We start from the raw sequence: 25,081 nt of genomic DNA, 5'->3' as shown, positions 1-25,081 counted from the left end.
AGATAAAGCTATGCTTCTCATCAAAAAGAGATTACGAACGCTCTTTTAATGGTTTTGATTTTCAAGTTTGTATACGAATTGATAAGATTGCTCTAAAAATCCATCGAAAGGAAATTCCTGATGATGGATTTTCTGAAGCAATCGTTCTTTCGAAAGTATCGCTTGCTCAATAACAGCTTGCGGGTAATTAAAATGTTTCAGATTATGGTCAAATTCATCCTCATCGACAACTTCCCACGTACCTGCTCGATTGACAATATCGATATCTAAATCAACAAATTTCACTACATTATCTTCAATCATCGGGGGCATACAAATATTGCAATAATATTGCACCTCGCCACTTCTTTCAATATCAATACAAACCGTATACCATTCATTTTTCGGGATAAATTCAATGGAATAATTGTCGTATTGAAACTCTTTGCCTTTCGTATGATGGATTAATTTTCTTCCTGGAGTGCTATATGCGATGACATAATTCTCATTTTGCTCAATGATAGTTGACGTCCATTCATAGTGCAGTTTCCCACCGTATTTTAGTACTTTTATAGCTAGGGACTTTTTCATATAATTTCACCTATTATTAATGTATTTTTTGAAAACTTATCATTTTGTTTTAGCGTGTTATCGTATTGCTTTCCCCATCGAAAAGCCCTCAAATAATCTTCCTCCATACGGTTCTAATACATTATCTACAAATACAATAATTTGTGTTTTGTCTTTCGTTTCATAATATAAATTAAATGCTTCAAAAAATTGAAATGCTAGCTGTTCATCATGTGCTTTCAATAAACGAAATACCCATTTAGAAGTTCCCACCCACTTACCATTTGCTCTTAAAATAAATTCACTAACAAGCTCTGCTAGCCTATTCACAATAAAAAGTTCTTCATGGATCTTTGTACACCCTATAAAATCATCCAATACATCTGTAATAAAATAGCGCTTGGTATCCATTGTTTGTAATGACCACTGCTGTGGACCGTTTTCTAAAATTTTCTGTGCGTGCTTTTTTATTGGCTCAACAATGCCATCATCTTTTATAACCATTCCTTCTACGAGCATTTTCTGTAATGATGGTATTGCCCTTTCATAATCCATAGTCAAATACTTTTTATATGATGTTAAATTATGTACAAACACTTCAATCGGCCATTCAAACTCAACAAATGATTCCCGATAAGAATTTTTCACTTCCTTATCGAAAATAACAATATCTAAATCAGATGTTGTAGTCGCTTCACCACGAACGACGCTACCTGCAAGTAACGCTGCTTGGCAGTATGAAAAATACTTTTCTACAAATTGGCTAGCTGCATTAAGCGGCTCTAAACTTTTGTTATTTTGCATAACTTTCCCCTCTCATCTACAAGCATAATCCGGTACTAAAATAAAGACGGGGGCATGATTATTGAATCTTATTTATCCAAAAGCAAAAGAATATAACTACCAGCACAAACAAATAAAGCAATTTGAGTAATTACATAAATTGAAAATTCAAATCGAGTTAATTTTCTTGCTCTCTTTGTTTTTATAAAATGTCTATAATAATAGATTGCGCATAGGAGTAGGACTACTGCTGATAGTTGATAAACATTTTCCAACAGGTTAACCAAAAAATCATCTCCCCAAAATATCAAAATCGTTTTAGCCAGTTAGTATCCACTTCAACAAAAGAGCACTTTCTCCTTCTTAAAATAAATAATTCCTCATTATGTAAAAATTGCTTTATCATTATTACAAGTACAAATATTCTAATGATAGTATTACAGGAGGCTAAATGAATGAAATTCGAATCAGAATTAATGAATCTTTTGGAGTCGGATAAAGCTCTTTTCTCCATTTTGAAAGCAGTAGAAACGCTAAATCTAAATGATTGTTGGATAGCTGCAGGCATTATTAGGAATAAAGTTTGGGATACATTACATAGTATGCAAACTGAAACCAACGATATTGATGTCATTTATTTCGATGAAAATGAACCATCAATTAATGCTGAAAAAATATTGGAAGCTAAGTTAAATACCATTATGCCCCATCTACCTTGGTCCGTAAAAAATCAAGCTCGTATGCATATAAAAAACAACTTACCACCTTATCATAGTTCATTTGAAGGCGTCGCGAACTTCCCTGAAACACCAACGGCAATTGCTGCTAGAATTAATCAAAATAAAATCGAAATAATGGCACCTTATGGATTACAAGATTTATTTACTTGTCAAGTAAGACCAACGCCAAATTTCACAAATAATTCACCTTTGCACCCTATCTTTTTAAATAGAATTCAAGAAAAAAACTGGGGACATACATGGAATAAGTTACAAATCATTACTTAATTGCGATGAGATTTTCATAGGAAAATGTGGATTGTATATAAGAAAGTGAAGAAATATCATCATTACTTGAGTTGGTTATTGAGGAATTGTTAACTTTTTCAAAGAAGGATAGCTAATTTCCATATTACTCAAAACGAGCATTTTTCAAAACAAAAATAGATAATTGAGTGTGTTTTTCTACTATGATTGTTTTTTATAGGAAAGGTTTTAAAAAAAATTTTGGGAAATCAAACGTATAATTTTAATCAAGATAACTTTAATCTGGAAAAGGATTTATTTTAACACAATGATAGTAGGATATTTTATTCGAAGAGCTAACTTTTGGACAAAGTTACATAATTGAAACAGCGCCATATTTTAGCCAAAACCGCTGCCTCGCGATAGCGCTAGCGGCAGCATTGAGTGCTTTTCATTTTATTAGAAGTTATATTTTAGTTTGGCGGGCCTTGCATGCGGCATTAAAGACAGTAGTAAAGGGAAATTCTAAAACACCTTTTAGAATTTCTCTTTACTCCCCGCAGAAGCAGGGTTCATACTCCTGTCACTTCGTTTTCGTCGCAAAATGTCATGCTCCTGTCGCTACGCTTTCGTCGCAGTATTTAAAGTCAGCCTATACGTTGCTGACTTTAAATATGCTGTCATGCCGTAGCCCGCCAAAAAGAAAACATACTGTACTTAATCCATTTATTGTTAGTAAAATTGCTCGATGTAAGTTCTTATATAAATAATGTTCCACTATCTGTGCGATTGTGGAACATCTCAAGTAGAAATATTAAACGATAGTACAAATCATCAATTCTACCTTTTCACCTTCTTTTCATAATCCATCCAACCAACAAGAGTAACGTTAACGAAATCAGCGCGCCACTAATTGACAGCAGCCCATAGCTCGTTTTAGCAACAATAAGCCCTGAAAGTAAACCTGCCGCTGCACCCGAAATCGCAATGAAAACATCAATTGTCCCCTGTACTTTAGCCCTTTCTGCAATCGTCGTATGATCTACAATTAACGCCGTCCCACTAATTAAACCAAAATTCCATCCCAGACCTAATAAAGCTAATGCAATAATAAGTAAAAGTAATGAATCAGTTGGCGCATAGGCTGCAAGTAATCCAGCTGACACTAATGTAATCGCAGCACCAATAATCATCACCGTACGTCCGAACTTATCTACTAGAACGCCCGTAATTAATGATGGGAAATACATAAAGCCAACATGGAAGCCAATGACTAAACCGATGCTTGTTAAGTTATGCCCATGATGTGTCATATGAATGGGCGTCATCGTCATAATCGCTACCATGACTACTTGTGTTAAAATCATGACAGTCGCACCAACAATAATGCCGTCTTTTCGTTGCGCTTGCGAAGAATCCATTACCATCGCTTGGCTAGAGGACTGATTTTGCTCTAACTGTTTGGCAATTTGTAACGGATCTGGTCGAAGCATTAAAAATAATGTTAAGCCCGCCAGTAAATAGGCAAACATCGATAAAATAAAGGGTCCTGCTAAAGCTGGCATATGTAAACTTTCCGCTACGTTCCCCATTGTGGAAATTAAGTTTGGTCCCGCAACTGCACCAAAAGTCGTCATCACCATCGTAGTACTAATCGCTTTTGCGCGCTGCTCTTTCGTTGCTAGATCTGTTCCTGCATAACGTGCCTGTAAGTTCGTGGCTGTCCCCGCACCATACACAAATAAAGCAATAAATAACAGGATGAGGTTATTTAAAATCGCTGCAAATATGACACCAAGTGCGCCAATGCCACCGACAAAAAAACCTGCTGACAAACCGATGCGCCTACCATATTTTTGTGAAATCTTACCCACCGTATAGGCGGTTACTGCAGACCCTAATGTAAACAATGCGGTTGGAACACCTGAAATTGAGCTATCCCCCGTCATTTGTTGTACGAGTAGTGCACCAACCGAAATACCCGCGGCCAAACCAGCACCGCCAAACATTTGCGATATGCTCACAACGACTAATACTCGTTTATACAATTTTTGGAGTGCCTCTCTCGACATTTCTTGAGTAGCCATTCTTCTCACACTCTTTTCTATGTAACGATTTGTTAGAATAGGTAAAGATTAATCAACCATTTCCTATTTGTCAATTTCTTAGGATATAATAGGTTCTTAGATACATAATCGAGTATGGCGCATTACATAAGCCCAATCGCTAAATAAATTGCCATCCCCAAAATAAAAATCGCTGAAAACTTATTAAAAACGGTCATAATAACCAATTGATTGCCGAATTTTTTTATACGAGAGCCGGCAATCATTAGCGCGAAAAACCAAAGCCACGACACAGCAATACAGGCTACAGTAAATAACACCAGCTCGTAGCCACTATATTTTAAAGCACTTGTACCAATCACTCCGACAATATCTAATATTGCATGTGGATTGAGTAGCGACACTGTTAAGGCAAATAAAATTTGCTTCTTCATCGGCAGTGCATTCGCTACATTTGCTTCTGTCGGCGTAGCTCGCCAAATCGAATAGCTCATATATAGCAAAAATAGAATCCCCGCTACCATTAGCATCATGCGAAGTCCCTCATACTGTAAAATAACGAGCGATAATCCATACACCGCAAGTAAAATAAGTACGGAATCACAAATAGCAGCCGTTAATGTAGCCGGCAATGCCCTTACAAGACTCGGCTGTGTTGCCCCCTGTGAAAAAATAAAGACGTTCTGCACGCCTAAAGGTAAAATTAAACCAAACGCTAAAATCACACCATGTAAAACTACTTCCATTCAACTCACTCCATTTCCCTTCTACTATAATTCGCTTTATAATAAAAGAAAACGACCAATTGGATGGCTATTTACCCAACCAATTAAGGGGGCTGCATTATGACTTGGAAACCAGACAAACAGCTATCAGTAACATTACATACGCAAATTGTCGATTGGTTCACCGCACAAATTACAAGTGGCGATTTCACTCCAGGGATGAAATGTCCACCGCAGCGTGTATTAGCGCTACAATTTGAGGTGAATCGCAGTACCATTAATACCGCTATAGAGGAGTTAAAGGCAAGAGGGCTCCTTGAAACTCGAATTGGTGCGGGAACATTTATTACAGAAAATCCATGGCAGCCGATGCTCACACATCCAAAATGGAATCAACATATCGAAGCAAGTGTACATAAACCAAATATTGATACGATTCAGCTCATTAATGACTATGAACAACGACTGGATATGATTCGTATCGGTACAGGTGAGCTGTCGCCCGAGCTATTACCGACAGCTCAGCTCGAACATTCATTACAAAAAATTGTTTTACAATCTAGAGCCATTGGTTACTCAGAGCCTCAGGGAAGTAAATCCTTGCGCGAAAGCTTATGTATTCACTTGAAAAAACGCGGCATTGAGACAACACCACGTAATATTTTAATTGTTTCTGGCGCACTACAAGCCCTTCAATTAATTGCGCTTGGATTATTAGAAAAGGGTTCGGTCGTTTTTCATCATAAGGCTTCGTATTTAAACTCGATTCATCCGTTCCAGTCTGCTGGGATGCAAATGGTTACAGTGAAGCCTCACAAGCAATTAAAACAAATTTTACAAATGGCAAAGAGAAATCGCCAAAGTCTTTATTACGCCATTCCTACGCTTGATAATCCAACAGGCCGAAACTGGTCTACGGAAGAAAAAACAACGGTATACGAGGCATGTAAGGAGCTATCGATTCCTATTATTGAAGACGATGTGTATTACGAATTACTTTTTGAACAGACCGAGGAACAGCCATTAAAGGCACTGGATCAAAATGGGCAAGTTTTATCGATTGGCAGCGTTTCAAAAACACTAAGCCCCGGACTACGCATTGGCTGGATTGTTGCCCCTGAAGCAGTAATTAAGCATTTAGCAGATATAAAAATGCAAACGGATTATGGTTCTAGCGCATTCTCCCAAGAGATTGTGACCTATTGGCTGACATCTGGCTTGTATGAACAGCATCTAGTGCAGCTTCGTAATCAATTAAAGCAGCGCGCAAAATTTGTTGAAGACTTACTCGAACAATACGTACAAGACATCGCTAGTTGGGAACAGCCAAAAGGTGGCTTTTATATATGGCTCCGATTCGATAAACCTGTAATAAACAAGGCACTTTTTTTAGAATTACTGCAGCATAAAGTGCTTATCAATCCAGGCTATATTTATCAGCCAAATGATTTTCATCATCTCCGTTTTTCTTATGCCTATGCAACCTTCGAACAGCTAGAAGAAGGCATAAAGATTTTAACAACGCTAGTCCAGTCAAAACTAACGCATAGCGATGAAAAAAACGGATGAATTTGCATTCGATGAGCTACCGCCTGTCCAGCGCTACGATGCCCTACGCCTGGATATGCGATAGTTTTTGAGTTATCTGCTAACCTGCAAGTACTCTATCTTGCTTTGAATTCCTTCATCACATCGATTTGACCTGTCTTTATTTTTCCTGTTACTCCTTGTAAATGATGCGGCTCCCCCCACATTTCAGAAGCCTTCAATTGATTCAGCTCAAAGATTAGCTCCCAACTTTTTCGAATTTCCTCCAAATTATAGACTTCATCATCTTCCTCCTCCAAGCTCATATAGCTATTATTTAACACCATATGCCATGCTTGAAAGTCACTCAACAAAACAGTATTGAAATGCAGCTCGACCATTAAAAGAACCCCTTGCTCGCCCCTTTCTAAATAACCAGACTCTCGCAAATCAGGTCGTTCTGTCCATAGCCAAACAGGATATTCCCCTCCATAATGTGGAATCCGTTTTTTCATTTGCGCCATCATCCAGTGATAGGGTTCCTTATAATCCTCATCAATAAAGGAAAAATCCCCTACCAAATAGCCTAATTTTTGCGCTTGATCCCACTTCGCTTTCGTTTGGATTGTCCAATAGGTTGTCAGCTTTTTATTTTCTGTAGCCATTATGTATACCACACCTTACTGTTAAATTATTACGATACATTTTATAGAATGTTAACTAAAAAATAGGGTAAACTAAGAAATAATTCAAAATAAAGGGGATTTTTGGGCGTTCGCAAATAAAACTCAAAAGTCGGAAATATCTCCTCACATCATAAAATCGAGCTCACCGCCGCCAGTCCATATTATACCAATACACTAAAAGAATGGAGTGGGTTCTATAATAATCTCGAGTGCATTTCTTGAACGAAAAAATCGACCACATAGCATTTCAGCTCCTTGTGGTCGATTGCTGTTATTCGTTCAAACTTTTAACATTTCCTCACCAATATACTTGGTCAAAAAATAGTCTTTAATTTTTATTACTTACCCTACTTGTAAACCAAAATCATTACATAATGCCGCTAAGCCGCCTTGGTAGCCAGAGCCAATTGCGGCGAATTTCCACTCACCGTTGTGACGGTATAATTCGCCAACAACAAGCGCTGTTTCGATTGAGAAATCTTCTCCTAAATCATAGCGGATTAATTCTGCTGATTCGTTGAATACACGAATAAATGCATTTGAAACCATGCCGAAGTTTTGACCGCGGGCTTCACCATCATGAATCGTAACAGCAAATGAAATTTTTTCGATGTTGGCTGGCACTGCCTGTAAGTCAACATAAACAACCTCATCGTCACCAGTTCCAGCACCTGTTAAATTGTCGCCTGAATGAACAACCGCGCCATTCGCTCCTGTTGTATTATTGTAAAAGACAAAACCTTCTGGACCTGATACCTTACCATTTCCTTCTAATAAGAAAATTGAAGCATCTAAATCGAAATCTTTTCCGCCATCATATTTATTCGTATCCCAGCCTAAACCAACATTTACCTTTGTTAATCCTGGGTTTGACTTTGTTAAATCTACTTTTTGACCTTTTGCTAATGAAACGACCATGTTCATTTCCTCCTCAATTATGCTTGATATTTTTTAATAACTTCACTTAATGAATTATCCTTTGTGCCTGTACCAATTGCAGCGAATTTCCAATCATTTTCATGTCGATAAATTTCGCCTGTAATTAATGTTGTTTGACCTGAATAATCATCAGATAAATTATATTTTAATAATTGCTCATTCGTTGACACATCCACCACACGAATAAAGGCATTGTGAATCATACCAAAATGCTGCTGACGTTCTGCAGCTTGGTAAATATTCACAACGAAAATTAAACGATTATACTCTGCTGGAATCGACTTTAACTCAATGACAACTTGTTCGTCGTCCCCTTCACCAGCACCTGTTAAGTTATCGCCTGAATGGGTAACTGCCCCGTTTGCCCCGCTTAAATTTCCAAAATAGATAACATCCTGCTTACCTGATAATCGGTCATCTTTTAAGAGAATCACGGAAGCGTCACAGTCAACATTCGCCGCTTTTGAGCCACCCCCTCCAAATAGACCACCGAATAATCCACCGCTCGACTTTTGTTGAACGGGATCCCAGCCTAGCCCTACTCTAATTTTATTTAATCCTGCATTGCCTTTTGTCAAATCAACTCGTTGACCCTTTTGTAAATTAACTGTCATATCGTATCCTCCTGGTAGCTATGATTGTACAGCCTATTGTTAGTTTATAGTTTTTATATTGAGAACTCAAATAATCATTTCCATTACTTCAATTTTTTTGAAATACGGTCGAATAATGTTTTTATGTCTAGTTTCCGTTCTATTGCTTCTTTTACTATAGGGGCGTTTAGCGTTTTGTTCAGTGTTTCATCAAAGCTTATTTTTTCGAGACGATGTGTATGAAGCAGCTGCTCGGTAATATAGTGCTCAATACTACGCGAAGCACCTGGGCTACAAATGACAACATCAAACCCTAGCATGCTCGCAAACAATAACAGCACGGCATCTTGACGTTGCATTTGTCCGCTTCCTTCTTCTTTAAAAATAAAGATCATCGGGTTCAAATAACTATAGTCAAATTGCTGATACAGCCGAATCAATTCTTCAGGGATGAGCATCAGTTGCCCAAATAAATATTGTGCTTGCTCTGCTTTCGTTTGCTGCGGTAATGGTTTAATATAGTCGCCTTCAATTAACCGAATCATTGTATTGGCCATATTGCGCTGTGCCCCAATTGGCATATTTTTGCACGGCCATATTGATAATTGCATGATTTTTTCTACATCTAATTTCCCATTCGTGCTCGCATCGCGCATATGAAACTGCATATTGCTTTTATGTAGCGGAAGCAGCGGGAAAGAAGTTGCCACATAAGTCATTTTTCGCTCATATAGCTTACGGATTTTACGTGCATAATCCGCCTGATCCAGCGATACCCCTTCTATTTTCGCAAATAGCACGGGTAAATAAACAATGCCTTCCTCTTCTTCAAAACCATCTCGTAAATACAAATGAGCATCCGACAAAATGAATAATTCATCATACGTTGTATTTAATAGTCGTGTTCGCGTTTCATGCTCTGCGTATTTCCACGGATAATTCAATGCTGAATGATTGTACAAATGCTCATTTACTTGCTCTGATGCGCGCGAAGTAATCGTTTGCACGCGCATTGGCTTATCAAATGGAAAATCGAAAACCGTTCCTTTATTCTCAAACACTTCTGTTAAAATATCCGTAATGCCAAAGGGCTCAAAAATATTTTCACCATCCGGCTCAAATACGACAAGGTCACAGCCAAATAAGTATAAGAAGTATAAAAAATACACTTCACTTTCCTTCGCCGGACCATACCACAGTACGCGCGGCATCGCAGACTCAAAACTTGCTTGCTCCAGCCATTGTGGAAAATAATGATTCGACCATTTTACAAAGTCTAAAAAGATTCGCTGTAGCTGATTACTCTTAAGACCCGGATAACGAATTTGCAGAAATTCTAGCCAGCTTTGCAACGTATTCACAAAATGATTTCGATATGGCGTGTTCATCAATGGCAGTAACTGTTTCCCTGCAAAAAACGCCATAAAACGATTAATCGAAATCGGACTTTCACGGTGCATTTGCAAAATATTAACAATATCCGTGCGCATTTGGGGATCAATTATTTTCGGCATATTATGAAAAAGTAGCGTCCACCCAATTTCTTTAGTAGTTAGACGATATAAATACTCCTGCATATCATACTCACTATCGTAAATTCCTAAAATTTGCTTTGCAACACGTGTATATTGTAATTCCCCATTCGTTTCTAAAAAAATTGGTCTTGTATGTAATTTTGTCGAAATGATTTCTTCCCATGTTTTTGTATTGTCCATAAAATCATGTGGCTTAAATCGCATCATTCCCTCACTCCAGTCTACAAATCATCAAACTTTTTTGAGTCTATTATAATATACGATTCAGGTCCTGTTTAGTTTCATTTATCGTAATAAATTTTATTTTGTAGCCTTAACCTAAAAATCAACCACACTGCCAATTACCTGTATTGGCGTTTTGAAGTTTCCTTTTCGTAGTTACTTTAATATTTACCTTCTATACAATACTCCGAAAAGAATTATAAAAAATAATTGCGGTATAAAAAAAATATATGATAAAATGTTAATGTGATAATTCCAAAAAAAGGATAAGGTGATTTATGAAGTTGGTACCAGAAAATAAAGAGCAAACAATTTTTGACCATGTAGGAAATAAAATCATGACAGATAGAGAGATTGCGGTTGTCACGCGATTTGAAGAACCATTGATTGTGGTATTAGACAATGTATTAAGTGATGACGAATGCGATGAACTCATTCGCATGTCTAAAGATAAATTGAATCGTTCGAAAATTGGGGCTACCCGTGAAGTGAATGATCAACGAACAAGTAGTGGCATGTTTTTTGAAGATAGTGAAAATGACTTGATTGCTACAATTGAAAAACGCATCTCCACGATTATGAATATTCCGATTGAACACGGTGAAGGTCTTCAAATCCTTCAATATGAGCCGGGTCAAGAATATAAAGCTCATTTTGATTTCTTTTCATCAACGAGTAAATTAGCAAGCAATAATCGAATCAGTACACTTGTGATGTATTTAAATGACGTCGAGCAAGGTGGCGAAACCTATTTTCCAAAACTAAATTTATCCGTAACCCCAAAAAAGGGGATGGCGGTATATTTTGAGTATTTCTATACAGACCAAAATCTAAACGAACTAACATTACACGGTGGTGCTCCTGTTATTGCCGGCGAAAAATGGGTAGCGACACAGTGGATGAGAAAGCAGAAGGTGCGCTAAGTATAGGAGGCGAACATTAGATTAGATTAAATAACACAATCACGAAAACGAGCTGTGTCCAATCCAATGGAACCGCTCGTTTTTTTATACCCTATACGAATAAAGAAAACGATCCCTATGTTACAATCCATATAGATAAGATAAAGGAGATTCACTATGATGAAAAATATTCCCTTCGTTGCTTCTTGGAGTGGCGGAAAAGATTCTGCACTTGCTTATTATAAAGCACTATCAATAGGAATGATTCCTAAAAAAGTGCTAACAATGTTTGAAGAGGAAGCGGAAATTTCCAAGTCACATGCCATTCCTTTGAACGTCATTCAAGCACAAATTGCGCGTTTAGATGTACCGCTCTTGATCAAGCCTGCCAGCTGGAGCACCTACGAAACTGAATTTATCGATGCAATGGATGCCTGTCGTGCACAAGGGATTACGCATGGGGTATTCGGGGATATTGATTTGGTGGAGCACTTAAATTGGGTGCAAACCACTTGTGCCAAATCGGATATTGTTGCCGTTCATCCGCTATGGAATATGCCGCGCCGTTCTGTAGTTGAAGAACTGTTAGAAGTTGGCTTTGAGGTTTGGATTATTGTCGTCAATACAGCGATGATGCCAGCCTCATATGTAGGAAAGCGATTAACAAAACAATTAATGGAGGAGCTCGAAGCAAACGGCATTGATTCATGCGGCGAAAATGGGGAATTTCACACCATTGTTGTCGATGGCCCGATTTTCTCCTCGCGTGTTCCAATTACAATTTCTTCCCCTATAGAAAAAGACAATTATGTATTTGCTCCGGTCCTTCTACAAGAGGAAACGGAAATTTAAATTGGGTGACGAGTAGCCACGCGCTAGCTTCCAACCACAGTACAAAGGGTCTACCCCAGAATAATTTCTTGAGTAGACCCTTTTATTATTTTGATAACGTGACAAGCTACTACTTATTTCTCAAGCTTCACTCGTTGTAATCTTAATGCGTTTAATACAACAGATACCGAACTAAATGCCATCGCTGCACCTGCTACCCAAGGAGCTAGGAATCCTGCTGCGGCAATCGGAATTCCGATCACATTATAGGCAAATGCCCAGAATAAGTTTTGCTTAATATTGCGCATTGTTTTACGGCTCATGAGAATGGCATCGGCAATACTATTTAAATCGCCTCGAATGAGTGTAATATCTGCTGCCTCCATGGCAACGTCTGTCCCTGTTCCAATCGCCATTCCAATATTGGCTGTTGCAAGTGCCGGTGCATCATTAATTCCATCTCCGACCATCGCCACCTTTTTCCCTTGCTGCTGTAATTTTTTCACTTCCTCTGCTTTACCTTCTGGAAGTACCTCAGCGATTACCGCATCAACATTGACTTCTTTACCGATTGCTTGCGCTGTTCGTTGGTTATCACCAGTCATCATAATGACGTGGATACCCATTTTTTGTAGTCGCTCAATCGCTTCTTTTGATGTCTCTTTAATTGTATCTGCAACTGCTACTAAACCAGCATATTGCCCATTAATCGCCGCAAGCATTGCTGTTTTGCCATCGCTTTCTAATTGCTCCATCGTTGGAAGTATGGCTTCAATATCAATGCCATATTGCTGCATTAATTTGCGCGTCCCGATAATGACGCCTTGACCAGAAATCGTTGCCTGTACCCCATAACCTGGAATGGCCTCGAAAAATTGAATGTCGCCAAGTTTAATGCCTTTTTCATGAATACCTTGCACAATCGCTTCTGCTAATGGGTGTTCGGATTGCTTTTCAGCCGCACCAATTAATGATAAAAATTGCTCCTCATCCTGTCCGTTTGCCGTATAGACATCCGTTAATACTGGTTTACCATGTGTTACCGTACCTGTTTTGTCCACAACAACTGTATCAATTGCTTGTGTTTGCTCTAAATGCTCTCCACCTTTAAAGAGAATGCCAAATTCTGCTGCACGACCAGAGCCCGCCATAATGGATGTCGGTGTCGCTAACCCTAACGCACATGGACATGCAATAACTAAAACCGCAATTAATACTTCAAGCGCCTGAGTAAAGTTCCCCGGATCAACCCAAATATACCAAACGATAAATGTTAAAATAGCAATCCCAATAACAATCGGTACGAATACTCCCGAGATTTTATCTGCTAAACGTTGAATTGGCGCTTTTGTACCTTGCGCGTCTTCTACTACTTTAATAATTTGGGCTAAGGCTGTATCACGCCCAACCTTTGTTGCTTTCATTTTAATAAAACCATTTTTATTAATTGTCGAGCCATATAACAGGTCACCATTTGCTTTATCTACCGGTAAACTTTCACCTGTTAGCATCGATTCGTCAACAGCTGATGTTCCTTCGATAACTTCACCATCCACTGGAATTTTCTCGCCTGGCTTCACTAAAATCATGTCACCGATCACGACTTCTTCAAGTGGGAGTTCTTTTTCAACGCCATCACGAAGTACAATGGCTGTTTTCGCTTGGAGTCCCATTAATTTTTTAATGGCTTCAGATGAGCGTCCTTTTGCTTTTGCTTCAAAATATTTCCCTAAAATAATGAGTGTAATTAAAACCGCACTTGTTTCAAAATAAAGATGCGGACTATGATTTGTTCCTGCTGTCCCAATTGCTTGATAAATACTATAGAAATAAGCTGCTGAAGTACCCATTACAACAAGTACGTCCATATTTGCTGACCCATTTCGAAGTGACTTATAAGCCCCTACATAGAACTGCTTCCCGATAATAAATTGAACGGGTGTTGCTAAAATCATTTGTACCCATGGATTCATTAGAATGTCTGGTACATATAGAAACGATGTAAACGAAAAGTGTGCAACCATCGTCCATAATAACGGTAATGATAAAATCGCTGAAATGATGAATTTACGCTGCTGATTTTTGATGTGCTTTTCACGGTAATCTACCGGATCTTTATCTTCTTTCTTTTGGTGTGCACCATAGCCAAGCTTTTCTACCTTGGCAATAATATCGGCAATGGATACCTCTGAAGGGTTAAACTCAATCGTTGCCTTTTCAAGCGCCAAATTGACATTAGCTTGCGAAATCCCCTGCATTTTGTTTAAACCCTTTTCAATGCGAGTCGAGCAGGCTGCACACGTCATACCTGTAATATCGAATTCTGATTTTTGCTTGACGACACCATAGCCGAGTGCTTCGATTTTCTTTTCAAAATCGACCTCGCTTAACTTGGCTTTATCGAATGTGATTGTTGATTTTTCAAGCGCTAAGTTAACAGTTGCTTGTTCAACACCGTCCATTTTGTTCAGACCTTTTTCAATTCGTGTCGAGCAGGCTGCACAAGTCATGCCTGATATTTGAATGCTTACTTCTTTTAAATTATTTGCTTCTGTACTCATGTTACTTCCACCTCTCTATACCTATATGGGGTATATTTTCGACAAATAAGAAAGCGCCTGACCAGCACTCTTATTGTTTAACTTTTTCTTAAATTTTCATCATAAATGATACTTCGACTTGAGCACAATCATTAACTTAAACTTATTTTAACATACCCCCGCACGGTATGTAAAGGTGAATGAATTAGATTTTCATTATAAACATCATTTATCTTATTTAATCTGCTATAATCTGCTATGCTATCGGGATATGGCTTCAAAGTTTTGCGACGAAAGCAGTAGCTGCTAGTGCAACCCATTTTTCCGCGCATAGGAAGAAAGTAACGTTCCGCACGTAAATTCCGCCGCACGCTCCATTTACAATATCCAAAAAGTGGTTGACAATAATATCTCGGTGCGTTAAGTTAGTAACTAATTTAATTTTAAAAAGCAATGACAAGGATATGAATCGTTTTAGTGAAGATCAAAAGAGAAGGAAATCACCGGCTGAAAGTTTCCTGATTGGACAATTCGATTTACTCCCTTATAAGAACATCGGACTGTACAGTGTCCAGTCCGATGTTCTATCTAAAAGTGACTTACGCCAAAAAATTCCGTAAGCAACTGCTGTCTCCCCTGTTCATGCCATTCCTTGTATTGTTTAAATACCGCCATTACATCCCCTTTATGACAATCTTCTACTAAATAGTGAATGGCTGCTGCACTACGCCAATAATTCAGCATAATCGCTGCTAATGATTCCTGATTATAACTACCCGAACCAAATTGATCTAATGGGAATTGCCCATATTTAGGTTTAAATAGCTCGATCATTTTTTCATTTATTGCTTGTAATTCAACAAATTGCTCGTTAGTTAACGTCAGCTTTTGAGATAGATATTCACACATTCCCTCTTCAAACCAAATGCTATCCATCCGTTCATCCTCAAACTCGTCTGGAAATAGTTCGATATGATGGGTTAATTCATGCGCCAATATGCAAAAAACATGATCGATTGTCATTGATTGAAAATACTTTATCAACTCATGAATATCCTCATTTTCAAGAAGCTCTTCATTTTCTAATTGGGAAAGATGAAAACTTCTCCATTCCTTGACACTTGGACACATGAAAATGGTTTCTCGATTCGTATACGCTGGTACGGGCACTTGTGAAAAAACAATTGTAGCATTTTCGCTAGAGGTCCAGACAATCGCTTTAGGTAGCTCCTGAAGATCAAATTGATCGATTAATATGCTTTTGTAATCATCTAATTTGTTACTTAATAACTGGATTTCTTCTATATTACGCTCATATTCTTCTATACCTTCAAATGCAAATAGTTGTTTAAACATTTATTTCCACCTCGAAATAAATGTACCATAATTACCCAAAACAATCTATTTAACGCGTGAAGTAAATCACAAAAAGCAGTTGTTCATTTATCCAAATTATAGTATTCTGTAATGTCACCTAAAATAGAAAGAAGGAATGAGGATGACTAGCTTAGATCGCGCTTTTCAGAAAAAACAACAGGCAGAGAAAATACTTAACGAACTACAATTGATAGAAAAATGGAACACGATTGGGGAATGTTACATCGTTGGCGCTACAGCATACGATTTAATCGTTACGCCAGATATTGACCTAGAAACATTTTGCGATGAAATACATCCTCAAAAAATTATGCAGGAATTGGTAATACTCGTAGCAAATCCAAATGTACTTGAGTTAAAATACCATGACTATTCAAAATCAGATTTTGATGGACATTATTTTAAAATCATTTATCAAGCAGAAGAAACTGAATGGACAATTGATATGTGGCTATTTTCAAATAAGAGGAACGGTGCACTTTCAAGGGATTTAGTCCCCTTTATGAAAGCCCATTTAACGTCCGAAACGAGAGAAATTATCTTGGATATTAAAGAAGCGTTAATTGAGCGACAGGAAGATTACTCATCGATTTTCATTTATCAAGCCGTATTAGAGTTTGGCATTAAAAATGTGGAGGATTTTTTACTTTGGACAACGACGCATCCGACAACGGTTCCATTCCATTGGCAGCCCAAATTAGCAAAGTAAAATAATGATCACCAGGTAAGCTGTTATTTTAGAGACTAAAAATAACAGCGCAATCCCTACTAAAATTCCCCCACATATAATCAAATAAAAGCCGCTTATCCTATCTTTTTAACCCCTTATTTTACAATAGGAATTTTGAGAAATAATCGTGTTAAAGTAATCGCATGGAGGAAATAATTACATGAAAATTCATTTAGTCATCAATAATGAAATTGAAACAACGGAAATTCATATTCATGCAAAAGAATATAATGAGCAGATTGAACAATTGATGAAGCAATTACAAGCGACTCAATCCCCAACCATGATTAACGGTTATTTCAATCAGGATATCCATATGCTCAAGGTTGACGAAATTTATTCTATCTATGCAGAGGGGCCTAAAGTCTATTTGCAAACGGAGGAGCAAGAGTTTGAAGCGAAGAAAAAGCTATATGAACTAGAGGCACAGCTCGCAAAAGATTTTGTTCGCGTTAATAAATCCACGCTCATCAATCTGAATAAAATTACATCCATTCAATTAGCAACACTGAGCTCTACGCAAGCACTTTTAGAAAATGGTGTGTCCATACATATTAGCCGAAAATACATAAAAGAACTAAAGTCAAAATTAGGGATTGGAAAGGAGCGTTAGGATGCGATTTTTACAACTGTTGTTAATTTGCGTGCTCATTTCTTTGAGTTGCTCATACATCATCATGTCATCCATGATTTACGCATCACCCAATGACGTGATGACGGGAAAGGATTTATTGGAACAAGTCTTCATTGCCATTCTTTTAGGAATAGCAATCAGTTTCCTTTCATTTATTTTTGAGGTAGAAAGAATCCCGTTTATCGGTCAGCTACTGCTACATTTTTTCGGAATTCTTGTATGTGTGTTTACCGCAGGATACTTTGGCAATTGGTACGACATAACCGATTTTTCGACCATCGTCATTGTCTTCATTTTATTAATTATTATTTACTGCTTTACTTGGTGGTTAATTCAAATTTTATTAAAAAGGGATATTAAGAATTTAAACAAATCGATTAAAAAACGACGAGGTGAAACGGAGTAACCGGTGATAAATTCTCCGCATCATTATTATAAGGGGGCATTTATTTGAGCAATTTACAATACAAAAAAGCAACAAAGTATGTTCAGGCATTAGAAAATTTTTACATTCACCTTATTGTTTATGTAACCGTCAACATCGGCTTAATTGGCATTAATCTCGTTTTCTCATCTGACTACAAATGGTTTATCTATCCCCTATTAGGCTGGGGAATTGGCATTGTTGCTCATGGCTTATCCGTTTTCAGTAAAGGTCTAATCCTAGGAAAAGACTGGGAAGAAAAGCAAATTGAGAAGTATATGAGGAAATAAAAACTGAAAAAAACAGGTAAGCTGGTGTTAACTTTACGCTAAGCTTACCTGTTTTTTGTATTTACAGCCCTACCAACAAATGTATCAACCTATTGGAAGTACGGCTGAATTTATGCGTAGTGACGAATGAGGAAAGAGTACCCAACAAGTATTTTGCATCTATATCATGATTATTCAAATACACAATTGCTGCTCGGTTTTACTAATTTAATGGCAGTCCAAATTAGTGAAATTATCGCTCGCTTGAGAAAAGCATGGGGTTTTTTTACAACTCCTCCCTGCTCATTTTGGTGTATAATTAAGTAAAAATTAATGAGAACTTCATATAAAAAACGGCATGATTCTACCAACCAAAGTTAACAGTTAGATTTTTTGGAAAATGACATAATACAATAACATAATTTTATAATAACCAAGGAAGGATAGGTGAAATGGAAAAATTACTAAACCAAATTTTAGACCAAATGCAAAAGCTAACGGATACTGTCACCAGTTTTGATAGTGGACAGAAGAAATTAGTAGCTCAAGTTAGTCAGTTAGAAAACGGCCAACAAGAATTAGTTGCTAAATTTAATAAGCTCGATGGTGGACAAAACGCTCTGGTTTCTCAAGTTCATAAGATTGAGGTTGGGCAGAAAGAGTTAACTACTCGGATTGATCCTATAGAACACGACATTAAAGAAATAAAAGGATTAACTTCCCGAATTGAAACAAAGCAACATGTTATTTTAGATCACACTGTGAGACTGTCTGAATACCATACCGAATTGAAAATTGAAATGGAAGATATAAAGGAACATCTTCTATTTAACACGCACAAAATAACAGAAAATGAGCGTGTAATGTTTAAATTAAGAAAGCAATAACCTAAGAACGTAAATAAGTTACAGAAGAGTTACTATTTTACAAATCACTATCTCCACTTCTTCATAAGTATAGCCTTGATAATAATTGAGAGACATAGTTCCCTCAGTCATATTCAAGGCTTTTTACTAATTTTGTGTAAATATATATGGTTACCGAATATCCTCACTAGCCCTAGCTCATTTTGTAAATGAATTTCAACCTACCTCGGTATTAAAGGCCCTACTTCCCTTGCTTAGTAAACCGCATCTGGTAACACTTTTACAATGCGATAGCCTTTTTTTTAGTGAACTTAAAGATATTTACATATTGGAATATGAATCTAACATTGATGTAACAGCAAAGCTCTGCAAATAATCTATCTTGTGAAATTTATCGTTTAACAGGGTTAGAATGTTAAAGTCAATTTATATAGATTTAGATTTGATGTAATGATAACCATCATTTCGTTGAGCCCTTTTTGCATGACCAATAATTCAACCTCAATTATTTACTCCCGCTCTACTCTCCCTGTGTTGGGAGAGACCATTAAAGATATTATGCAAGCTACTACGTTTAGTAATTTCAATCCACTCTCCCTGTGTTGGGAGAGACGAGAACTACTGTACTTTAGTAGCAGTAATTTCGGATTTCAATCCACTCTCCCTGTGTTGGGAGAGACTATTCTGTGCTTACTTCTTCTTGTATCTCCAGATATTTCAATCCACTCTCCCTGTGTTGGGAGAGACCATAATCCTATTTAGCCCGTATGACATCTACAAGATTTCAATCCACTCTCCCTGTGTTGGGAGAGACGTAATTCTATCTGAATCCACTGGTGATTGTTTAATTTCAATCCACTCTCCCTGTGTTGGGAGAGACTACTTGAATTTCTTCAACAGTCACATTGTCAGTATTTCAATCCACTCTCCCTGTGTTGGGAGAGACATCATTGTAGTAATACAGTGTTACCCACGTTTATTTCAATCCACTCTCCCTGTGTTGGGAGAGACTGAAATGCGTAAGATGTTAAACGCACACGCAATATTTCAATCCACTCTCCCTGTGTTGGGAGAGACGTCTTATGCAGTATTTTGATAACCTGTATGATATATTTCAATCCACTCTCCCTATGTTGGGAGAGACAACCCTTTCCGGCTCATTCGGGAAGGTATACCACATTTCAATCCACTCTCCCTATGTTGGGAGAGACGGATGTATAGGTTTTGGCGCTGGTGGTGTAACAATTTCAATCCACTCTCCCTATGTTGGGAGAGACATACTGAAATGGTATATTTTGATTCAATTTTAATTTCAATCCACTCTCCCTATGTTGGGAGAGACAATTGCGCAGCTAACGTCTGCTTTTCTTCCTCATTTCAATCCACTCTCCCTATGTTGGGAGAGACTCAAACATTTCATTAACTGTCATTTTCATAAAATTTCAATCCACTCTCCCTATGTTGGGAGAGACACAGGATATGATAATGAGGTTGTCCAGACTTATATTTCAATCCACTCTCCCTATGTTGGGAGAGACTGAAAAATGTGCGGATTTAATTTGTAAATGTATTATTTCAATCCACTCTCCCTATGTTGGGAGAGACTTCATCGCTAAAAATATTACTCATATTACTTTGTATTTCAATCCACTCTCCCTATGTTGGGAGAGACACAATTCTGCGATTGGAGCAATATCGTTAACTGGAGATTTCAATCCACTCTCCCTATGTTGGGAGAGACGAATATTCGTAGCGATCCGATTGATTTTATTCTGATTTCAATCCACTCTCCCTATGTTGGGAGAGACGCCCATCTCTTTGAACATGTCTAAGTTCTTCCAATTTCAATCCACTCTCCCTATGTTGGGAGAGACAGCCTTGATTGTGACCTTATCTGGTGGTCCCTTATTTCAATCCACTCTCCCTATGTTGGGAGAGACCCCAGACACCTTTCCAATCGCCTTGGAAAAGGATTTCAATCCACTCTCCCTATGTTGGGAGAGACTTGGCGCTCTTTTTCTCCTACTACCATACGCTCACGATTTCAATCCACTCTCCCTATGTTGGGAGAGACGATAATAACGAAGAGATAACAATTTCTCCATCGATTTCAATCCACTCTCCCTATGTTGGGAGAGACCTGATAAACGTCAAAACTCGCCTACCCTCACGATTTCAATCCACTCTCCCTATGTTGGGAGAGACGAATTTCTCGTAAGCGTCCTCCGATTCTAGTAAATTTCAATCCACTCTCCCTATGTTGGGAGAGACTTCGAATTTCGGCATTTCCATCGACCATATCAATTTCAATCCACTCTCCCTATGTTGGGAGAGACTCGATTTTATTGAACGTTTCATCGTCAACAAGCGATTTCAATCCACTCTCCCTATGTTGGGAGAGACCGTAGCGAATTAATTCTCGTATGTAAAGCGGAATTTCAATCCACTCTCCCTATGTTGGGAGAGACTTATCTCGAGCCTTAGCTAATCGAGCCTCCGCAATTTCAATCCACTCTCCCTATGTTGGGAGAGACGATTGGGTCGTCATGTTTTAATTCGCCATTTTGCGATTTCAATCCACTCTCCCTATGTTGGGAGAGACCAAAATGCCACTACGTCAGATTTTTGCGTGGAAAATTTCAATCCACTCTCCCTATGTTGGGAGAGACTAAATTGTACTAAATATCCTTAGGAATTTTTGAATTTCAATCCACTCTCCCTATGTTGGGAGAGACATATCTGTATGTCCGAATCGATTAATCATATGTTATTTCAATCCACTCTCCCTATGTTGGGAGAGACGGATTATTAGAGTTACCTAATAAATAATCGCTAATTTCAATCCACTCTCCCTATGTTGGGAGAGACGAATTCTTTAATTAGTTCCGCTAGTTTTGTTAGATTTCAATCCACTCTCCCTATGTTGGGAGAGACGATATTATTACCTTAAATGCTTTTTCTGATACAATTTCAATCCACTCTCCCTATGTTGGGAGAGACAGTTACTTCACCAACAGCAAATCAAACACTACACATTTCAATCCACTCTCCCTATGTTGGGAGAGACAGTTGTTAGTATTCCCGATTAAATCACTCACAAAATTTCAATCCACTCTCCCTATGTTGGGAGAGACGATTTAATGGAGCTGCATCTGTAATACGATTTTATTTCAATCCACTCTCCCTATGTTGGGAGAGACTTTTTGTAAGCAACTTTATCTCCACCCACAGGCAATTTCAATCCACTCTCCCTATGTTGGGAGAGACGACGGATCGTGTGCCAGATAGTTACACGAAAAAATTTCAATCCACTCTCCCTATGTTGGGAGAGACGCACGTCCACTCGGAATTCGTCTGGGATTTTCGCATTTCAATCCACTCTCCCTATGTTGGGAGAGACATTGAATCAACAATACCTGAGCTTACATGTCGAATTTCAATCCACTCTCCCTATGTTGGGAGAGACTTCATACCCGGGATTATTATCACTAGGAAAACAAATTTCAATCCACTCTCCCTATGTTGGGAGAGACCTCCGCTTCGGCTTTCGTTGTACCTAATCCGGCTTATTTCAATCCACTCTCCCTATGTTGGGAGAGACGCTTCAAGGTTTCCAAATAAGATGATATTTGGAATTTCAATCCACTCTCCCTATGTTGGGAGAGACAGGTTAACCAATGAGGGTATTCAGTACCAAGTAAAATTTCAATCCACTCTCCCTATGTTGGGAGAGACTCAAAGGGGTGGCAAGATGTGTAATCTAACAAATATTTCAATCCACTCTCCCTATGTTGGGAGAGACAAGTTGTAGTATGCAAGTTTGTACATTGAAAACTATTTCAATCCACTCTCCCTATGTTGGGAGAGACTGCGTACGCAGACCTAGTAGGAGTAGTAAAAGCAATTTCAATCCACTCTCCCTATGTTGGGAGAGACTCTGATTATCAATTTAATCGCGCGGCAATTGCTATTTCAATCCACTCTCCCTATGTTGGGAGAGACGTCCGAAAATATAACTGGCACCAATTCGCTAATGTATTTCAATCCACTCTCCCTATGTTGGGAGAGACGTTGCTCCATTACTTTCTTGAAATGGTCGTAGTGATTTCAATCCACTCTCCCTATGTTGGGAGAGACGGTTAACCAATGAGGGTATTCAGTACCAAGTAAAATTTCAATCCACTCTCCCTATGTTGGGAGAGACTATCAATTAATACAAAATCAGATGCCAATTGATATTTCAATCCACTCTCCCTATGTTGGGAGAGACTTCATTTACAACTATGAACTTGCTGTTTTACGTATTTCAATCCACTCTCCCTATGTTGGGAGAGACTAAAGTTTTACTTGATGAAGCAATTATTTCTTTTATTTCAATCCACTCTCCCTATGTTGGGAGAGACAGCAATATTGGCGTCAAGATGGATGTAAAAACAATTTCAATCCACTCTCCCTATGTTGGGAGAGACGCACCTAGTACTGTTAGTGAAACCCTTGAAAAGATTTCAATCCACTCTCCCTATGTTGGGAGAGACAAAGTTTTACTTGATGAAGCAATTATTTCTTTTATTTCAATCCACTCTCCCTATGTTGGGAGAGACATTTGAAAGAGCGCTACTCATTAATGCCATTCCATTTCAATCCACTCTCCCTATGTTGGGAGAGACGGATGGCTGCAAAAATTCAATCCATTCAATTGATTTCAATCCACTCTCCCTATGTTGGGAGAGACAAAAGTCTTTCGTGTTGGCGATGAATTTCCGCTTATTTCAATCCACTCTCCCTATGTTGGGAGAGACGTTTACAAGGATTATTTGGATAACGATAATATTATTTCAATCCACTCTCCCTATGTTGGGAGAGACACACGTAGAAAAGCAAAGCAAGAGCCTTCAAATATTTCAATCCACTCTCCCTATGTTGGGAGAGACCCTCTAAATCTGGTACTGGTTTATTTGTTGCAAATTTCAATCCACTCTCCCTATGTTGGGAGAGACACCAATATTTCTAGTGTAGTTTTAACCGACATTAATTTCAATCCACTCTCCCTATGTTGGGAGAGACGCTCAACCACTTCTTCATTAACAGGGTAAAATCCATTTCAATCCACTCTCCCTATGTTGGGAGAGACTAATTTTCGAGTTAAAATCACTCTTTTATTGAATTTCAATCCACTCTCCCTATGTTGGGAGAGACTACATTCTTGCATTGCATATAGTCAATTGTACTTAATTTCAATCCACTCTCCCTATGTTGGGAGAGACGTAATTTGATACAGATGATTGTACCTGATGCAGATTTCAATCCACTCTCCCTATGTTGGGAGAGACACTAATTGCCGCTTGTCTAATCCCCGTCATTTCAATTTCAATCCACTCTCCCTATGTTGGGAGAGACTCGAACGAGTAACCCTTTTAACCTATTTGTTATATTTCAATCCACTCTCCCTATGTTGGGAGAGACTGCGAAAATGGACAAAAAAATATCCATCTTCAAAAAAATTTATTAGTAAACCTTTAATTCATCTACCAATCCTCACAAAATAGATCCCAACACCCCGTTAAATCAGTCAAAATTTCGGTGCGGGTCTCTTAGGGATTTTATGTTTGCTTAGGGTTCGCACTTATAAAATCATCACTTCATCAACCGAAATACTTTCCTTTGCGCCAATGTGCTCAACCTTCGACTTGTAGTTGTTGCCGAGCTGATAAAAGCGCAAACTATCTTCATCAATATTGATAATGTCCTGAAGCTGTAGCTTTAGTTGCTTAAATTGCGTAGCATCTACCACACATTCAAATACTGAATTTTGCACACGTACACCAAAGTTTTCACATATTTTGGCGACTTTTCTTAATCGTTTTCGTCCTGCTGCGGTTTGAGTGACCACATCATAGGTTACTAATACGAGCATCTAA

General features: G+C 38.1%; 20 protein-coding genes and 1 CRISPR repeat array. Of the genes, 9 read left to right on the top strand and 11 right to left on the bottom strand.

Annotated features, from left to right (window positions below; genetic code table 11):
* Positions 1 to 45: 45 nt before the first annotated feature.
* Together MKX47_RS07895 and MKX47_RS07890 are read right to left on the bottom strand one after the other, a co-directional pair.
* A complete protein-coding gene (locus tag MKX47_RS07895) occupies positions 46 to 570 on the bottom strand; it encodes a DUF402 domain-containing protein (protein WP_340772744.1) in 525 nt (174 codons plus the stop codon).
* A 57-nt stretch (positions 571 to 627) separates the two neighbouring features.
* Positions 628 to 1,353 carry a nucleotidyltransferase domain-containing protein gene (locus tag MKX47_RS07890; RefSeq protein ID WP_340772742.1) on the bottom strand — a complete coding sequence of 242 codons (726 nt, stop codon included), beginning with the start codon at positions 1,351 to 1,353 and terminating at the stop codon, positions 628 to 630.
* A 434-nt stretch (positions 1,354 to 1,787) separates the two neighbouring features.
* Between MKX47_RS07890 and MKX47_RS07880 the strand changes: the two genes are divergently transcribed.
* On the top strand, positions 1,788 to 2,339 hold the full coding sequence (locus MKX47_RS07880; RefSeq protein ID WP_340772737.1) for a nucleotidyltransferase family protein: 552 nt from the start codon (positions 1,788 to 1,790) through the stop codon (positions 2,337 to 2,339).
* An 806-nt stretch (positions 2,340 to 3,145) separates the two neighbouring features.
* Here MKX47_RS07880 and MKX47_RS07875 read toward each other — a convergent pair.
* Both MKX47_RS07875 and MKX47_RS07870 read right to left on the bottom strand, forming a co-directional pair.
* A complete protein-coding gene (locus tag MKX47_RS07875; protein WP_340772735.1) occupies positions 3,146 to 4,384 on the bottom strand; it encodes an MFS transporter in 1,239 nt (412 codons plus the stop codon).
* Positions 4,385 to 4,506: 122 nt separating this feature from the next.
* Positions 4,507 to 5,109, bottom strand: a complete 603-nt coding sequence (locus MKX47_RS07870; protein ID WP_340772733.1) for a LysE/ArgO family amino acid transporter — start codon at positions 5,107 to 5,109, stop codon at positions 4,507 to 4,509.
* 99 nt (positions 5,110 to 5,208) lie between these two features.
* On the opposite strand from MKX47_RS07870, the gene MKX47_RS07865 reads away from it, so the two are divergent.
* On the top strand, positions 5,209 to 6,657 hold the full coding sequence (locus tag MKX47_RS07865; RefSeq protein WP_340772731.1) for an aminotransferase-like domain-containing protein: 1,449 nt from the start codon (positions 5,209 to 5,211) through the stop codon (positions 6,655 to 6,657).
* A 95-nt stretch (positions 6,658 to 6,752) separates the two neighbouring features.
* Here MKX47_RS07865 and MKX47_RS07860 read toward each other — a convergent pair whose 3' ends face one another.
* The 4 genes from MKX47_RS07860 to MKX47_RS07845 all read right to left on the bottom strand — a co-directional run bounded on the left by MKX47_RS07860 (position 6,753) and on the right by MKX47_RS07845 (position 10,575).
* Entirely contained in the window at positions 6,753 to 7,280 is a 528-nt protein-coding gene (locus tag MKX47_RS07860; protein ID WP_340772729.1) for a DUF3841 domain-containing protein, read from the bottom strand.
* Between the two features lie 363 nt (positions 7,281 to 7,643).
* On the bottom strand, positions 7,644 to 8,219 hold the full coding sequence (locus MKX47_RS07855; protein ID WP_340772727.1) for a TerD family protein: 576 nt from the start codon (positions 8,217 to 8,219) through the stop codon (positions 7,644 to 7,646).
* A 17-nt stretch (positions 8,220 to 8,236) separates the two neighbouring features.
* Positions 8,237 to 8,854, bottom strand: a complete 618-nt coding sequence (locus tag MKX47_RS07850) for a TerD family protein (RefSeq protein WP_340772726.1) — start codon at positions 8,852 to 8,854, stop codon at positions 8,237 to 8,239.
* Between the two features lie 83 nt (positions 8,855 to 8,937).
* Positions 8,938 to 10,575 carry a YceG family protein gene (locus MKX47_RS07845; protein WP_340772725.1) on the bottom strand — a complete coding sequence of 546 codons (1,638 nt, stop codon included), beginning with the start codon at positions 10,573 to 10,575 and terminating at the stop codon, positions 8,938 to 8,940.
* 293 nt (positions 10,576 to 10,868) lie between these two features.
* Between MKX47_RS07845 and MKX47_RS07840 the strand changes: the two genes are divergently transcribed.
* Together MKX47_RS07840 and MKX47_RS07835 are read left to right on the top strand one after the other, a co-directional pair.
* The gene (locus tag MKX47_RS07840; RefSeq protein ID WP_340772722.1) at positions 10,869 to 11,513 is read left to right on the top strand and encodes a 2OG-Fe(II) oxygenase; all 645 of its coding nucleotides are present in this window, start codon (positions 10,869 to 10,871) and stop codon (positions 11,511 to 11,513) included.
* A gap of 156 nt (positions 11,514 to 11,669) precedes the next feature.
* Positions 11,670 to 12,344, top strand: coding sequence for a Dph6-related ATP pyrophosphatase (locus MKX47_RS07835; protein ID WP_340772720.1), 675 nt, complete (start codon positions 11,670 to 11,672; stop codon positions 12,342 to 12,344).
* 113 nt (positions 12,345 to 12,457) lie between these two features.
* On the opposite strand, the gene MKX47_RS07830 is transcribed toward MKX47_RS07835, so the two are convergent.
* The gene (locus MKX47_RS07830) at positions 12,458 to 14,884 is read right to left on the bottom strand and encodes a heavy metal translocating P-type ATPase (RefSeq protein ID WP_340772718.1); all 2,427 of its coding nucleotides are present in this window, start codon (positions 14,882 to 14,884) and stop codon (positions 12,458 to 12,460) included.
* 567 nt (positions 14,885 to 15,451) lie between these two features.
* On the bottom strand, positions 15,452 to 16,219 hold the full coding sequence (locus tag MKX47_RS07825; RefSeq protein WP_340772715.1) for a hypothetical protein: 768 nt from the start codon (positions 16,217 to 16,219) through the stop codon (positions 15,452 to 15,454).
* Positions 16,220 to 16,361: 142 nt separating this feature from the next.
* On the opposite strand from MKX47_RS07825, the gene MKX47_RS07820 reads away from it, so the two are divergent.
* The 5 genes from MKX47_RS07820 (at position 16,362) to MKX47_RS07800 (ending at position 19,184) form a co-directional block, all read left to right on the top strand.
* Positions 16,362 to 16,949, top strand: coding sequence for a hypothetical protein (locus MKX47_RS07820; protein ID WP_340772712.1), 588 nt, complete (start codon positions 16,362 to 16,364; stop codon positions 16,947 to 16,949).
* Positions 16,950 to 17,130: 181 nt separating this feature from the next.
* The gene (locus tag MKX47_RS07815) at positions 17,131 to 17,583 is read left to right on the top strand and encodes a LytTR family DNA-binding domain-containing protein (protein ID WP_340772710.1); all 453 of its coding nucleotides are present in this window, start codon (positions 17,131 to 17,133) and stop codon (positions 17,581 to 17,583) included.
* Position 17,584: 1 nt separating this feature from the next.
* Positions 17,585 to 18,010, top strand: a complete 426-nt coding sequence (locus tag MKX47_RS07810) for a DUF3021 domain-containing protein (protein WP_340772707.1) — start codon at positions 17,585 to 17,587, stop codon at positions 18,008 to 18,010.
* Positions 18,011 to 18,054: 44 nt separating this feature from the next.
* A complete protein-coding gene (locus tag MKX47_RS07805) occupies positions 18,055 to 18,318 on the top strand; it encodes a 2TM domain-containing protein (protein ID WP_340772705.1) in 264 nt (87 codons plus the stop codon).
* Between the two features lie 431 nt (positions 18,319 to 18,749).
* Positions 18,750 to 19,184 carry a hypothetical protein gene (locus MKX47_RS07800; RefSeq protein WP_340772702.1) on the top strand — a complete coding sequence of 145 codons (435 nt, stop codon included), beginning with the start codon at positions 18,750 to 18,752 and terminating at the stop codon, positions 19,182 to 19,184.
* A 559-nt stretch (positions 19,185 to 19,743) separates the two neighbouring features.
* A CRISPR array of direct repeats spans positions 19,744 to 24,626; the repeat unit is 33 nt; unit sequence ATTTCAATCCACTCTCCCTATGTTGGGAGAGAC.
* Between the two features lie 160 nt (positions 24,627 to 24,786).
* On the opposite strand, the gene cas2 is transcribed toward MKX47_RS07800, so the two are convergent.
* Positions 24,787 to 25,077 (bottom strand): CRISPR-associated endonuclease Cas2, encoded by a 291-nt coding sequence (cas2, locus tag MKX47_RS07795; protein ID WP_340772700.1) that lies wholly within the window; start codon positions 25,075 to 25,077, stop codon positions 24,787 to 24,789.
* Between the last annotated feature and the right edge of the window lie 4 nt (positions 25,078 to 25,081).

The sequence above is a fragment of the Solibacillus sp. FSL R7-0668 genome (assembly GCF_038006205.1).
Classification (GTDB): Bacteria; Bacillota; Bacilli; order Bacillales_A; family Planococcaceae; genus Solibacillus.
The sequence above is the reverse complement of the archived record's forward strand: the minus strand, read 5'-3'. Positions and strand labels throughout refer to the sequence as shown.

Coding starts and splice junctions, on each gene's coding strand:
- MKX47_RS07810 (WP_340772707.1), top strand. CDS start 17,585: ATGCGATTTTTACAACTGTTGTTAATTTGCGTGCTCATTTCTTTGAGT.
- MKX47_RS07850 (WP_340772726.1), bottom strand. CDS start 8,854: ATGACAGTTAATTTACAAAAGGGTCAACGAGTTGATTTGACAAAAGGC.
- MKX47_RS07890 (WP_340772742.1), bottom strand. CDS start 1,353: ATGCAAAATAACAAAAGTTTAGAGCCGCTTAATGCAGCTAGCCAATTT.
- MKX47_RS07860 (WP_340772729.1), bottom strand. CDS start 7,280: ATGGCTACAGAAAATAAAAAGCTGACAACCTATTGGACAATCCAAACG.
- MKX47_RS07815 (WP_340772710.1), top strand. CDS start 17,131: ATGAAAATTCATTTAGTCATCAATAATGAAATTGAAACAACGGAAATT.
- MKX47_RS07840 (WP_340772722.1), top strand. CDS start 10,869: ATGAAGTTGGTACCAGAAAATAAAGAGCAAACAATTTTTGACCATGTA.
- MKX47_RS07835 (WP_340772720.1), top strand. CDS start 11,670: ATGATGAAAAATATTCCCTTCGTTGCTTCTTGGAGTGGCGGAAAAGAT.
- MKX47_RS07830 (WP_340772718.1), bottom strand. CDS start 14,884: ATGAGTACAGAAGCAAATAATTTAAAAGAAGTAAGCATTCAAATATCA.
- MKX47_RS07865 (WP_340772731.1), top strand. CDS start 5,209: ATGACTTGGAAACCAGACAAACAGCTATCAGTAACATTACATACGCAA.
- MKX47_RS07895 (WP_340772744.1), bottom strand. CDS start 570: ATGAAAAAGTCCCTAGCTATAAAAGTACTAAAATACGGTGGGAAACTG.
- MKX47_RS07875 (WP_340772735.1), bottom strand. CDS start 4,384: ATGGCTACTCAAGAAATGTCGAGAGAGGCACTCCAAAAATTGTATAAA.
- MKX47_RS07820 (WP_340772712.1), top strand. CDS start 16,362: ATGACTAGCTTAGATCGCGCTTTTCAGAAAAAACAACAGGCAGAGAAA.
- MKX47_RS07800 (WP_340772702.1), top strand. CDS start 18,750: ATGGAAAAATTACTAAACCAAATTTTAGACCAAATGCAAAAGCTAACG.
- cas2 (WP_340772700.1), bottom strand. CDS start 25,077: ATGCTCGTATTAGTAACCTATGATGTGGTCACTCAAACCGCAGCAGGA.
- MKX47_RS07870 (WP_340772733.1), bottom strand. CDS start 5,109: ATGGAAGTAGTTTTACATGGTGTGATTTTAGCGTTTGGTTTAATTTTA.
- MKX47_RS07845 (WP_340772725.1), bottom strand. CDS start 10,575: ATGATGCGATTTAAGCCACATGATTTTATGGACAATACAAAAACATGG.
- MKX47_RS07825 (WP_340772715.1), bottom strand. CDS start 16,219: ATGTTTAAACAACTATTTGCATTTGAAGGTATAGAAGAATATGAGCGT.
- MKX47_RS07855 (WP_340772727.1), bottom strand. CDS start 8,219: ATGGTCGTTTCATTAGCAAAAGGTCAAAAAGTAGATTTAACAAAGTCA.
- MKX47_RS07880 (WP_340772737.1), top strand. CDS start 1,788: ATGAAATTCGAATCAGAATTAATGAATCTTTTGGAGTCGGATAAAGCT.